This window comes from Pedobacter sp. L105 (genome assembly GCF_009765875.1).
Taxonomy (GTDB): Bacteria; Bacteroidota; Bacteroidia; order Sphingobacteriales; family Sphingobacteriaceae; genus Pedobacter.
Genome location: NZ_LMUP01000016.1, coordinates 37,435 through 51,712, shown reverse-complemented (window position 1 = coordinate 51,712; position 14,278 = coordinate 37,435). Strand labels below are relative to the sequence as shown.

10 protein-coding genes and 1 tRNA gene are annotated in these 14,278 nt (G+C 40.2%); 10 read left to right on the top strand and 1 reads right to left on the bottom strand.

Annotated elements, in window-relative coordinates; genetic code table 11:
• Positions 1-52 precede the first annotated feature (52 nt).
• From GSQ84_RS26705 to GSQ84_RS26660, 10 genes are all read left to right on the top strand, one after another.
• Positions 53-904, top strand: a complete 852-nt coding sequence (locus tag GSQ84_RS26705; RefSeq protein WP_158800453.1) for a hypothetical protein — start codon at positions 53-55, stop codon at positions 902-904.
• Between the two features lie 33 nt (positions 905-937).
• A complete protein-coding gene (locus tag GSQ84_RS26700) occupies positions 938-2,101 on the top strand; it encodes an HBL/NHE enterotoxin family protein (RefSeq protein WP_158800452.1) in 1,164 nt (387 codons plus the stop codon).
• A 152-nt stretch (positions 2,102-2,253) separates the two neighbouring features.
• Complete coding sequence (locus tag GSQ84_RS26695) at positions 2,254-3,375, top strand: hypothetical protein (RefSeq protein ID WP_158800451.1); 1,122 nt, start codon at positions 2,254-2,256, stop codon at positions 3,373-3,375.
• 332 nt (positions 3,376-3,707) lie between these two features.
• Positions 3,708-4,406: a hypothetical protein gene (locus GSQ84_RS26690; RefSeq protein ID WP_158800450.1), complete on the top strand. Its 699-nt coding sequence runs from the start codon at positions 3,708-3,710 to the stop codon at positions 4,404-4,406.
• A gap of 557 nt (positions 4,407-4,963) precedes the next feature.
• Positions 4,964-5,554 carry an RNA polymerase sigma factor gene (locus GSQ84_RS26685; RefSeq protein WP_158800449.1) on the top strand — a complete coding sequence of 197 codons (591 nt, stop codon included), beginning with the start codon at positions 4,964-4,966 and terminating at the stop codon, positions 5,552-5,554.
• A 128-nt stretch (positions 5,555-5,682) separates the two neighbouring features.
• Complete coding sequence (locus GSQ84_RS26680; protein ID WP_158800448.1) at positions 5,683-6,798, top strand: FecR family protein; 1,116 nt, start codon at positions 5,683-5,685, stop codon at positions 6,796-6,798.
• A 219-nt stretch (positions 6,799-7,017) separates the two neighbouring features.
• A complete protein-coding gene (locus GSQ84_RS26675; protein ID WP_254070999.1) occupies positions 7,018-10,512 on the top strand; it encodes a SusC/RagA family TonB-linked outer membrane protein in 3,495 nt (1,164 codons plus the stop codon).
• A 10-nt stretch (positions 10,513-10,522) separates the two neighbouring features.
• A complete protein-coding gene (locus GSQ84_RS26670) occupies positions 10,523-11,893 on the top strand; it encodes a RagB/SusD family nutrient uptake outer membrane protein (protein ID WP_158800446.1) in 1,371 nt (456 codons plus the stop codon).
• A gap of 11 nt (positions 11,894-11,904) precedes the next feature.
• The gene (locus tag GSQ84_RS26665; RefSeq protein ID WP_158800445.1) at positions 11,905-12,840 is read left to right on the top strand and encodes a discoidin domain-containing protein; all 936 of its coding nucleotides are present in this window, start codon (positions 11,905-11,907) and stop codon (positions 12,838-12,840) included.
• A 28-nt stretch (positions 12,841-12,868) separates the two neighbouring features.
• Entirely contained in the window at positions 12,869-14,005 is a 1,137-nt protein-coding gene (locus GSQ84_RS26660) for a TlpA disulfide reductase family protein (RefSeq protein WP_158800444.1), read from the top strand.
• A gap of 92 nt (positions 14,006-14,097) precedes the next feature.
• On the opposite strand, the gene GSQ84_RS26655 is transcribed toward GSQ84_RS26660, so the two are convergent.
• Positions 14,098-14,171 (bottom strand) — tRNA-Pro (locus tag GSQ84_RS26655).
• Positions 14,172-14,278 lie beyond the last annotated feature (107 nt).

The window sequence follows — 14,278 nt, the reverse complement described above, 5'->3', positions numbered from 1 at the left end:
TTTTACAACTTATACGTGTCTTTGATTTAATTTTAATTTAAAATATATAAAAATGTTATCACAATTTGTACAGTTATTATCTGACAATCAGTCTCTTGACTATTGTTATTCGCAGGCTGTGTCCGGTATCGAATCTTATTGCACCTGGATCTCTTCTCAATCAGTTGCAGATATCACATTGACTCCCATATTAGAGGGCGTAAAAACAGATGCCAGTACCTGGTATAATACCATTTATCCTACTTATCTGAATATGCCTGCAACAATAGCCACATGTGGTGTGCAGATAGACAACGATCTGGATATGCTTATTTCCCTGGTCGATCAGGAAAACCAGAGTGGCATTTCCGCCCCCTTGCAGCAGCAGATCACTGTTTATGCAAATGCACTGATCGCTATACTCCAGGGCCTTCAATCACAGGTAAATGCGCTGGCTGTTGCTATTGTTGCTTTTCAGGGTAATATATCTGGTGATGTAGGAACAATAAATAATACACTGGTTATTATCCAGAATAATATCAATACGCTAAACCAGGAGTTGTCAACTGAGTACGGCCAGATCCATTCCCTGCAAAATGCTACCTGCCCCAATAGCGGTGATATCAATTCATGCGAGAAGACTATCAGTGCGACACAGGGACAGTTACAAACTGAAAGTAATGCATGGGATGTGTTTGATCAGGCATCAGGTATGGCTGCTGAGGCATCGATGGGTGCGGGTTATCTGGCTGGTTTCTGGCAAAGCTTTAGTGCAGATATACAAGCCTGCCTTGCAGGGTTAAACAATATTACCGCTCAGCCGGCATCAGTTGTGGCAGCAGATCTTTCAGCGAATAAGTCAAGGTGGGATAATATGCAATCACAGTTGCAGCAAATATCTGACCTGTTGAATCCAGCCAATTAAAACCAAATATATTAATTACCTAAAACAAAAAAAATGGGAAGTACCGCCAAACTGGTAGCCACACAGCCTACCCCACAGCAACTTACAGATTATGCAAATGCACTAATTGTTGTAAACAGTTATGCTTATGCCATCACCAATCAGCAATTGCCTGTCCTGAATTATCCGCCTACCAATTATGCTACATTTGCAGCTGATTTTGCCCCGGCCAAACAGCATGCATTAAACTGGTCTACGAACATCTTCGTCTCTATTGTGCAATTACCCACTACTATTGTAAACCAGGCGGCCAACCTCTTCAATATGGAGGAATTGAGTATCACAGTTTATCTTCAGGCATTGATCCAGGATCCTACCAATACCTTGGCTAAACAAGACCTGGCGAGTGCTTTATCAATTGTACAGCAAATCATTCAGGATCAGGTGGCCTCTATTTCTTCCATCCAGTCACAGCTGGTAACATTTAGCAGTGATATCCAGACTGATGCGGAGACACTTACGCAGATCGCATCAGAGTCGTTAGCAGATGCAGGTACAGATCAGCAGGCCATTGTTACGCTGAATGCTAATATTGTTCAGCTAAATTCCGAAATATCTACTGCCCAAACCTTACTTACTGTTTCTGAGATTGGTATTGGACTGTCCATCTTTACAGGACTTATCGGCGCCGTATGCTGCACGATTCCGGGTGCTCAGACGGTAGGAGTTGGCCTTATCGTTATCGGCGTTGCAGGAACAGCTGCTTCTGTTGCCGGTACGGTCATAGAAACAGAAAGTATCCAGGCAATGCAGAACGAGATCACTTCTGATCAGACTCAGATCTCTGGTTTAAATCAGGATATTATTCAGCTGCAGGGTATAAGTACTCAATTTAATCAGCTGTATACTGCCAATTTGCAGGCCCAGACTGCGCTGACTACCATTTCCGAAATGTGGACACTGATGGATGAAACGATCAATGACGTAGCGGCAGAATTAACAGATGTGAATAATGATGTAGCGGCGGCACAATATCAGCAGGCGTTAACAGATTTTCAGGATGCTGAAACCAGCTGGAATGATGTCGTTGCATTTGCCAGTGCACTGGCGGGCATTAACTATTCATGGCAGGATGCCGGTGGTACATGGCATATGTATGGTATGCAAAATCCATCCACTGATAATGGCAATGTAAATCCAATTTCGGCTTCTGCTTAGCATTTAATTAAAAATGAAACTATCATCAGCACACGGCTTAAAAACTGTAATGAACCGAGTTTGCGAGTTCTTGAATACAAAAAGAAACATAAAAACAGGTGAAAAATATGCTGATGATAGCTTCATAACCGATAAAAGACAATTGTGTTCAAATGAAAAATCTTATTTTAAATTCTCAGGATACGGCGCAAATGGTTGTGGATTATATCAATGCATCAAATGCGGTTTGCAGTTATGCCATGTCTATTGATACCACACAGTTGCCGGCACTAGTGGTGCCTCCAGCCAATTATGGTGATTTTGTTCAAACATTTAGCAAAGCCAAACTGGATGTAATGGTCTGGATTGATGAAGTGATTCCAGATCTCAATCTGATTCCTGCGGCATTTATTAGTTATAATGCTTTATTTCAGCAGCAGATAAGGGCTATTAAGGGCTATCTTGTCCAGTTGAAATCTTCGCCGGCCGATCCTGCCATTCTTCAGGATATCAAAAGCGCACTAAATAGCCTCATCACAGAAGCAGGGGCCTGCGGGCAAACGGTAAAAAGCCTGGATGACGCTATTTCAGCGTATCAGGGTAATATTGCTCCTGATGCCTCCTCCCTCAATCAGCTTTGCAGCCAGATCACCGCTGCCGAAGATGTAGATGAGCAGTCGATCGCTCAATTGAATGCTGTACTTGCAAATTTGCAGGATATTGTAAACGACCGTAATAAGCTGATCACACTCAATACCCTGGCTAATATCACTGAAGGAATCTTTGTTGCAGCAGTAGGTGTGGGTGTAGGTGTTATTTTTACTGGAACTGCAGGAGTGATCGTTGGAATCGGTTTTGGTGTAGGAAGTGCCATTTTGACTACGCTGGAGCCTGTTGGCAAGGATATCGACTACCAGCAGACCCTGGAAGATATTCAGACCGATATGAATAACGTGAATACGGAAATTGGGCTGATCAATTCAACGGTTGGATTGTTACAGAACCTGAACGCCCAGTTTGTTGCTATCGTTGCCCAGAGCGGCGCGGCTGAAACAAATATTCAGATCGTTCTTAAGTTCTGGCAAAAATTACAGAGTGATGCCGGACAGATTGTTACTGATCTGGACAATATGCTTGATGCAGACAGTATTGACCAGGCGGCTGCCGACCTGGCGCTGGCTTTGGCGGCATGGGACGAGATTCAGTCTTTTATGCAAAGTATTGCCGGGATTACTTATCAAATGGATGACCAGGTGACCATGGCTCCATCTGTTGAAAGTATGATCAGCGCGTAGAGTCATTTAACCATTGTTATTTACAATGAGAAAGACCGGTGTTCCTGATGCCATGCCCCCCAACAGTTAGACACTTTATGGGAGTATTGCATCAGGAGGCCGATCTTTTTTTATATCGGGAATCTACTCTCATTTAATGATAGCACAGCAGAATAGGGCGCGTTTTCTTTGATTTTGATTGGAGATGTGTCCTGATATAAAATTAAAACGGCCATATATCTTTCTTTTAGCTTTGTTCCTATCTTTGTCAAAAGTTCTATCATCAATATTTGTCCTGGCTTAACCGGCCAGTATTACCATATTTTGATGTCAAACGATTTTATATTGTTATTATGGTAGATTTATCTTACGCTGAGAATCAAATTCATTGTGTCACGAATTTTCAAGATCTTATTTCTACGCCATTTAGCGGAGAAATTAATGCGATCTGCTGGAATCGCAAACTAATAGGTGATTTTTCTGAAATTGTTAAAAAGATAGAACTAAGCGAGAATATAACGGAAATTGAACAAGAGGAACTTCGTGAACTTCAGTTGAGTGAACAAGGACAACTTGCCCGCGAAATTCTCTTAAATGATTTGAAAGTCTTGGAAGCTCATGGCGCATCGCCAATACTTAACGTGATCAAATACTATGATCAGGATGATACCTACCCGTTTTTTCCTACCGATGTTTATTCTTTTCATGTAGATCGGTCTCCTGTACCTACCGATACGTTTTTGTGCACTTACTATGGCGATTCGAGTGAAATATTGCCAAATTCACAAGGCATAAAGAAAGTACTTATCCCAGAAATACGCGCTGAACTCAAAAAGCTATATGATGGAGCAGATGAAGATTTTGAATCATTCTTAAGCGAACAATTCTTTGATCTGCACTATCAGGCTAACCCTGGTGCAAAGCCAATGAGCTGTGGTCTTGGGCATTTGTGGAGATTGGCGGTTGATCATCCTGAAAGTAAGGTTCCTCCTTGTCTTCACCGTGCGCCAAAGGAAAAATCCGGACAGAATAGGTTACTGCTGATCTGTTGAACCAGGCCTATAGTCAGAAATTGAAATCTGAATGATTTGAAAAAATGCCCGGTTGTAAAGCTAAATCAGATCTGCTAATACAAATTCAATTTTCCTTCTTTGAACTTAAAATCAAAAGTTCTCCCAGACTTTCCTTCAGGAAATTTTATGTGACAATCTCTGGTGTATCGGGCCAGCCCCGGATAAAAAGCTGTCTTCCTTAATTCAAAGAAGGAAGTTGGGGCGTTAAGCTGGGTGTCGTTATTATGTTCATCGGATTGTGGCGATCAAGTGAACATAATGTTTGTCTGATTTTGCAAAAAAAAATGAATATAGCTTTTCTTGTATATTTCCGCACATTACACGTGTTTTTAATAACTCTTATGTATTCCATTAATATTTTCTTTTCATTTTAGATAAGAAAAATGATGGATATCGAAACGAATAAAAGATTATTAAAGGCGAGATCAGTAACAGAGGTGAAATGTTGCTGAATTCTACTCGAAATTCTGCATAAAACATAAAAAGCAAACTATTATTGCTGATAAAAATACTTACATTCGGGTTTAAATAAGTCAATGTCAGCATATCGCAATCATTTGGATCAGGAGCTTGTTAATTTTTTAAAAGAAGGTGACGAAGCTGCTTTTACCGAAATTTACAACAGATATGCTATTCCAGTATTCTATCAGGTTAACCAAATGTTGCGTGATCGGGAATCTTCCCAGGATATTGTTCAGGAACTGTTTATAAATCTCTGGAACAAATCTGAGAACATCAAAGAAGATGCTAACCTGGCTGGTTATTTGTATGTAGCAGCGAGAAATCGTGTGTTTAAACTGATACAAAAAGGTAAAGTGAGAAATGATTATGTGAGTGCCATTGTAAAATATGCTACAGAAATAAACACCGCCTCATTGCCCTTGATTGATGAACGGGAACTCAGCCGTATCCTGAATAAGGAAATTGATCTGTTGCCTGAAAAAATGAGGCAGGTATTTGAAATGAGCCGTAAGCAAAACATGACCCATATGCAGATTGCCGGGGCATTAGGCATTTCGGATAAAACAGTAAAAAAACAAATCAATAAAGCCTTAACCATTCTTCGTCTCAAAGTTAGGCCCTATGCACCTTCGGTACTTATTATGGCCTTATTATTAGAGAAATAAACCCAACCTCTATCAATTCTGTAAGTTTACTGTTAAAGTAAGGTTAAATTTATTTTAAATCCGCGTACTACCTTGATACTACTTATGGGTATTACTTATAAATCAATAGTAAAGATTGATTTATTGATATGGATAAAAAGCAGGCAAAACTTCTTTTAGAAAAATACAATGATGGTACCGCTTCACCAGAAGAGGTTAAATTACTGGAAAACTGGTATGCTGAACAGTCGGCCATTGAATGGCAAAACCCTGAAGACGAAGATTACCTCCGGGTGAAATCTGAAATGTGGAAAAATATAAAAGCCCATAAAGTTCATACCCGCAGTTCTTACCCATGGGCCCGTGTGGTCACGGCAGCTTCCATCTTACTTTTTTTAGGGTTTGGGTTTTATTTTTACCGTAGTAATAACAAACAGCATCAAAACCAGGAGGCATTTGCCCCCGATGATTTTGAACCTGGAAGCAATAAAGCGATTCTGACTTTAGGCGATGGGAAGAAAATTTTGGTGACGGGAGCCAGAAATGGCCAATTAGCTTTGCAGGGAAATACTAAAATTAATAAGACTGCCGAAGGACAGATTATTTATAATTCTGGAAAATCAGACAATTCGGCAATAGTATATAATACCATGTCTACCCCTCAAGGTGGACAATACCGCTTAATTCTGTCAGACGGAACTGGCGTTTGGCTAAATGCTGCTTCCTCAATCAAGTACCCTACAGCATTCATTGGTAAAGATAGGCGCGTTGAAATAACTGGAGAAGTTTATTTCGAGGTGATGCATAACCCCGCCAAACCTTTTAGGGTAACTAGTAATGGCCAAACAGTTGAAGTACTTGGTACTCATTTTAATATCAATGCGTACAATAATGAGCCTGATATCAAAACTACTTTATTGCAAGGCTCTGTTAAGATTAACACCAGCAGCGAAGAAGAAATAATTAAACCCGGGCAGCAGGCCACCGTTAGCCATTCGAAGATCGGTACAAAAAGCGTTGATATTGATGAGATCACAGCTTGGAAAGATGGCTATTTTGACTTTACGGATAGTGATATTAAATCCATCATGCGCCAGCTTTCACGGTGGTATGATGTTGATATACAGTTTGAAGGGCCGGTTACGAACGAAACCTTCACAGGTCGGATACCAAGGTCATGGAACCTGAGCCAGGTGATGAAAATTATTCAATCTTCGAAATCAATTCATTTTACAGTAGAGGGAAGGAGGATTATGATTAAGTAAATCTACTTACGTTATGATCTAAAAAAGAAGCCAGATGTGGTTGCACACATCTGGCCGATATCTGGATCCGCCAATAAAATTTGTGACCCTATCAACTTAATTAAACCAGACAAACAAATGTATAAAAATTATACTAAGAAACTCGGTGTGCGCCATCGGCACCTACACAAACTCCTACAAGTCATGCGATTAACAACTATTATTTTAATAGCGTCAATAATGCAGGTAAGCGCAAACACCTACGCACAAAAAGTATCATTATCTGAAAAAAACACCCCGATAGCTAAAATCTTTAAAAAAATCACGCAACAAACAGGATATGGTTTTTTTGTTGCCGGCAGTATGATACAAGGAGCTAAACCTGTAAATATTACGGTAAAAAATGCAGATTTAAATGATGTACTTAAACAGATTTTTGAAGGACAGCCATTAGATTTTACTATCGAAGACAAATCGATTGCTGTTTTTCCAAAACAAAAAACTGTATTTGAAAAGATCAGTAATTTTTTAGCTATTCCGATTGACGTAAAAGGGCGCGTTACAGATTCAGCGACCGGCGAGCCGCTATCAGGTGCTACTGTGATGATTAAAGGCATGTCACAGGGTATCAGAACCGCTATAGATGGCTCGTTTTTAATAAAAAACGTTGAAGAAAATGCGGTTCTGGTGATCAAATTTACGGGGTATAAAACAAAAGAGATCAAGTCCTCAATAGACATTGGAACAATCCAAATGGAGGTTGCAGTGGCAAGCTTGGAGGAAGTGGGGATAACTGTTAATACTGGTTACCAGCGTATACGGCCGGAACAAAGCACAGGTGCTGTATCTCAGCTCAGTAACAAAGAATATGAGTCCAGCATCAGCAATAATTTTCTGGATGGATTGGTAAACAGAATGCCGGGGCTTGTGATCAACAATGATGTATCATTTACCAGTACTACACCCGGGAGCAGTGGATCTACTTCCCGTAGTTTATTTAATATACGCGGTATCTCCACCATGTCGGCAAATCAGAGTCCCTTAATTGTAGTTGACGGATATCCTACTGAGCTTACACTGGATATGATTGACCCCAATGATATTAAATCGGTAACTATTCTCAAAGATGCAGCGGCGGCTACGGTATATGGTGTAAGGGCATCTAATGGGGTAATCGTAATTGAAAGAAAACAAGCTGTGGCAGGAAGGCCCCGTTTTGCTTTTAGAACAACTACCAGTATTACTCCCAAAGAGGATTATAGCCGCTACAGAACGGCAGATGATGCCTCATCTATTGTGATGGACTATCAGAAAAGTATTTTTTCGAAAAGTATAGATGCAGCCAGATGGGGCCTCTTAACAACAGTAGGTAGTGTATATGAAGGTTCGTTTTCTCCGGTATACTATCTTTTGGCTCAGTCGGCAGCCAAAATTATTACCCCCGACCAGGCTGCTGAGTCTTATGCTGCATTGCAGAATTATGATAACAGCAAAGATTATAGCAGGTTGTTCCTGCGATCGGCAGTTACACAAAACTATAATTTAAATGTTTCGGGAGGAAATGATAATGCCCTGTATTATATCACCGGCAATTATACCGGAAACCGTTCGGAACAAATAAACAACGATAACAACAAGATATCGCTGTCTGCCCGCAGCACGATAAAATTATCTAAAAAGCTCTCCTTGGAGTTAACGACAGATTACCAGGAGCAACGTTTTAACGCCGCACCTGTACCGAGTATATATTCATTATACCCTTATGAGCATTTGCAGGATGTAAACGGAAATGCTGATGCTGTTTCATTAGGATCTGGAATCAACCCTTATTATAACAATCTACTGATGTCTAAAGGTTTGGGAGATAATCTTTATTATCCGCTTACAGATGTGAATGAGGTAAGTGATAAAACGCGTACCGTTAATAACCGCATCACTGCAAATTTTAATTATGCTATTGGTGACGGGTTTGGTCTTACATTTGGAGGGATATATGAAACATCAAGATCTGATTTACGGAACTACGCTTCAGCAGAATCTTCGGTAGCAAAGCAGTATGTTAACCAATATATTACCTTAAATACAGATGGAACGCTTAAATATAATATTCCCCAGGGCGGTTATCTGAGCCAGGAAGAAGATAATACATCCAGTTATACTACCCGTGCACAATTAAATTATAATAAAAGGATAGGTCAACATTCTTTTAATGGTATCCTGGGAACAGAAGTGAGAGATGTTACAAGTAAAAGTAATCTGGCGTCTTACTTCGGTTATAGCGATGAAACATTATTGCAGCAGCCAGTAGACTATGCAAGTATAGTAAATGGAACCACAAGAGGCTCCTATATTGGCAGCTCTCCTTTTCAAAATAGCTACAGCAGTTTATTTAATCAGTCATATACAGAAGATAGATATGTATCGGCCTATGCCAATATGGTGTATGCTTTTAAAGATACATACTCCCTTACTGGTAGCGTTCGTATAGATCAGTCTAACCTTTTTGGAACCAACCCTAAGTATAAATATAAACCCCTTTGGTCAGTTGGATCTGCCTGGAATATTGACAAAGAAAGCTTTATGCAGTTTGTAGACTGGGTTAAGCAGCTCAAGCTCCGTGCGGCATATGGTTTCAATGGTAATGTAGCAAAGTTATCTCTTCCCCAGGCAATAGCAACGTATGCTTTAAATCCATATACGTCACCAAGCAGTACTGCCCTAAAATCGCTTTCTTATGCGAACAGCAGTTTGCGCTGGGAACAGACGCAGAATTTAAACGGTGGATTAGATTATCATCTTTTCAAAAATATTACCGGAAGTGTGGATTATTATATCAAAAAAAGCACCGATTTAATGGGTAACTCATTGATCGATCCTACCATCGGGCTTAGTCCTTCCATCATCAACAACGCCACCATTAATAATAAGGGTTTAGAGTTTAGCCTTCATTCAGATTGGATAGCAAAGAAGGACTTCAACTGGAATACCGGTCTGATACTTGCGCACAACAGCAGTAATGTATTGGATGTTTACCAAACAACCAGCTACAATCCAGAATCGTTAAATTCATTAGGATATGTTAAAGGCTATCCTGTAGGGGCTATGTTTGCTTATCGCGATGGAGGGCTTGACGATGCTGGTTACCCTCAGATAAAAGATAAAAATGGTAAGGTGTACCGGACAGAAACCTCTACCGCAAACGCAATTATATCAAACGAAGCCTCAGGTGCTACCTATTATGTAGGATCTTCTATACCTACTTTGAATGTTGGCCTAAGTAACCGGGTGGATTTTGGTAATTTCTACGTTTACTGCCTCATCAATTACTACGGAGGATTTAAGGTGAGGATACCCAGGGACGATCCATCCGCAATTAGACCACTGGCCGGATCCGGCAATTACTGGAAGAAACCGGGCGATGAGAATACAACAGACATTATGAGCCTGGCGGCTTTTTCTGACCCAAGCACCAATGCAGTTAATGCTTACAATTACTCCGATAAATACGTTGTCAATGGTAACTATATCACCCTAGGTGATGTAACACTTTCTTATAGTTTAGACAAAACTCAGTTTATTAAGAACCTTGGATTTAAACATTTCGAAATTAAATGCCAGGGTACTAATTTATGGACTACAGCTTTTAATAAATACAACTATAGCATTGCTACTGGCAGTTTCCAGAAATCATACATCACACCAACTTACACCCTTGGCATTTTTACCAATTTTTAAAATTATACAGATGAAATCATATAAATATACTTTTGTTCTAGTCATATTTTGCAGTATGGTATTTGCCGCGTGTAACAAGTACCTTGATATAAAACCTAAGGGAACAACACTGCTTACTACCGTTACCGACTATGACCAGTGGTTAAATAACACCTATCTGGTTCAGGGAATTGGTTTTCCAACATGCACTTTTAATTTCTTAGGAGATAACGTGGATAACGTAGGTATTTCAAATCCGCCAACGCAGCCAACTGAGCTGATATATACATGGGCCCTGCAATTTTCACCTAATCTAAGTATTTCGCCTGCATTTTGGGGAGAACATTATGCAAAAATCAACCTGTTTAATACGGTATTGCTGGGTATAGACGCGGCAACGGGCGGAACAGACAGTCAGAAAAGGAGCCTTAAAGCCGAAGCTTTATTAGGCCGGGCTATGGAATACTTTTATCTGGTAAATGAATACAGCTTACCTTTTGACTCTACAACAGCGGGTAAAGACCTTGCAATACCTTTTGTTACATCAAATGATGTTTCTCAGATAGTGCCGCCGCGTGGTACCGTAGCAGAAACTTACGGACATATTATTGCCGACCTTAATTCAGCAATTCCTAATCTTCCTTTAGATAATAGTACGAACAGATATCGCGGATCAACGGCAGCAGCTTACAGTTTGCTGGCGCGAACTTATTTTTATGCGAGAGATTATACAGACGCTAGTAAATATGCAACACTTGCGCTGTCAAACAGCAAAGCGGTGATGATTAATTTTAATAGTACGTTTCCGGCTTCCGGTTTAACAAGCGTTCAGCCTGATGTCATTTACGGAAGAATAGCACTCGGGCAAAGCACACCTACGCTAAGCTTTATGCGCTCGTTTGATGCGAATGATCTTCGGGTTAAAAAGCTCTTCACCAGTACAGACGGTTATACGTTTACTTCAAGAGGCGCCACACTTTTTATCCCGGCATACGTATCCCTGTATTTGCAATACGTAAATACAGGTACTTCCGTTCAGGAAATGAAGTTGATCATTGCAGAATGCGCAGCGAGAAGGAATGATTTAACTACTGCCTTGCAACAGCTGGATGACATTCGTAAAACCAGATTTGCCATTGCCAGTTATGTGCCTTATCAATCGAATGTACAGGAAGATGTGTTACAGGAAGTTTTAAAAGAAAGAAGCCATGAATTGCCTTTTTGCGGATTGCGCTGGTTTGACATGCGCAGGTTAGATAAAGAGAACAGGATGGGTACGGTATACAGATATGATGCGCAGGGAAATACTATTTCGACTTTACTTCCTCATAGTAACCGGTATACATTACAGATACCTGTTCAGGTTTTGAATTTTAATCCAGGTATGCAACAAAATCCATAAATAGAAAAATTATGAATAAAGCTTATATCGTTATATTTTGTTCGTTGATTGTATTGTTAACGGCATGCAAGAAAGATAAAGGGCCTGCTACTTTGCCCAACAACAGTATTTCTTTTCAATACGCCTCAGGTGTGGATACTTTACAGAGGTCCATTTCTATCTTAAGCGATACTACTTTGGTGATCAGGTTCAACGCTGCATTATCAGGTAATATGTCCTCTTCTGATCATTGGATAAAATTTGGAGTAGACACCACCAAGATGGCTGCATTTCGCGCCAGGTACGGAGCCGCGGTTTTACTCCCTGCCAGTTCTTATTTTTTTTATAAACCAACAACGCACCTTCCCGAAGGTGCGTCGGTTTCAGATGTGGCACAACTTAACATAGTTCAGGAAACAAAGTTAATAGAGTATACCACTTACGTACTACCAGTTGTCATCCAATCGGTAGATGGTATATTGGAAGGGCCTGCAACAAGTAGGGTGGTGTACTATGTATTTAAAACGGGTAAACCTTTGTATATCAGTAAACTTGGCTGGATTGCCACGAATTCGTCGGCATATCTCACTTATACTGCCACAAATTTAATTGACGACAATAATTTGACTACGTATTGGACAAGCAGTATCACTCAAAAAATGCCCCAGTGGGCGGTCATTAATTTTAACAGGCAAATTACCTTCTCTGCTGTTAATTATTATGTGCCCTCTGCACTAAAATACCCAACTCTTGGTGGTTACCCTACGTCTGTTCAAATTGAGACGAGTATGGATGGCGTAACCTGGATGAATAACGGGGTGTATGCAGGTAATATAAGTAACAACATGCAAACGATTAATACCGGATTGATTACAGCCAGGTATTTGCGTTTTACATCGCTGGCATCAGTAACTTATGGCGGATTATATAACTGCATATTTATTAGTGGCATATCACTTCTCCCATAATATTTATAAAAGATAAAAACCAGATATAATGATAATAAAATATTTCCTGACAGCTGCCTGTTGTTTCCCTTTTGGGCTGATGGCACAAAATAGTTTTACTATCCATGGAAAAATAGGCTCCCTTGATACACCTGCTAAAGCGTATCTGAGTTATAGCCTTGATGGAAAGAAAGTTCTGGACTCGGCTGTTCTTCATCATGGTCAGTTTACCCTCAAGGGTAAACTGACCTCTCCACTGGCAGCAGTACTTACTGTTAAACATGATATTACACCCTTGACACGTTTTTCCAAGCCCGATCAGCTGAGCTTTTATCTAGAAAATTCAAACATTATGGTTACGGCAAAGGATTCTGTATCGAAAGCAATAACCAGAGGCTCTGTTATAAATGACGATGCTGAGGCATTCCGTACATTCCAGCAGCCTTATTTGAAATTAGCAGACTCCCTACAAGCAGTATATAGTGCGTGGACGCCGGAACAGCGAAAAGATACCGCGTTAAAGAAACTATTCTTAATCGCCGTATCATCAACCCAGGCCGGATTTGATCGTAATAGCCGGATTTTCATCACCGGTCATCCCGATTCTTATTTTTCTTTGCTGGTTTTTCAGCGAATGGAACTTAAATATGACTTTAATCCAGATACTGCCGCTGCTGGATTTGCGAAATTCACAGAAAACCTGAGAACGTCTGCAGGAGGAAAAAAAATAGGCTCAATTATTGAAATTGCTAAGAGAACAAATACAGGGGCTATGGCTGCGGATTTTGTACAAAATGATGCAGGGGGCAAAGCCGTTCAACTGTCTGATTATCGCGGACAATATGTGCTGATTGACTTTTGGGCTTCCTGGTGTAAGCCCTGTCGTGCGGAAAATCCAAACTTGTTGAAAGCTTATAATAAATACAAAAACAAAAATTTCAACATATTGAGCGTATCTCTTGATAGTGAAAATGGCCGGAATGCATGGCTGGATGCCGTAAAAAAGGATGGCTTGACTTGGACGCAGGTATCTGAATTAAAGGGATTTCTTAGTAAGGCAGCAACCTTATATGGCATTTCAGCCATCCCTAGTAATTTTCTGATAGATCCTAACGGCAAGATCATTGCTAAAAATCTCCGCGGCGAAGATCTTGACATCAAATTGTCTAAGCTGTTTTCAATGTAATCACACGATTGCTGTAATAAAATTAAATGCAGCCATTCGAAAAACAAAAACCCTTTAAATCAGATGATTTAGAGGGTTTTTTAATGTTTAAGTCGGGGTGGCAGGATTCGAACCTACGACCTCCTGCTCCCAAAGCAGGCGCGATACCGGGCTACGCTACACCCCGAACTTGATCAGCAATTCCAGTTATAAATAACCTTTATTGTTGTTGGGATTGCAAAAGTACAATATTATATTTAGTAAGCAAATTTATTTGCTGTTTTTGGTGAGATA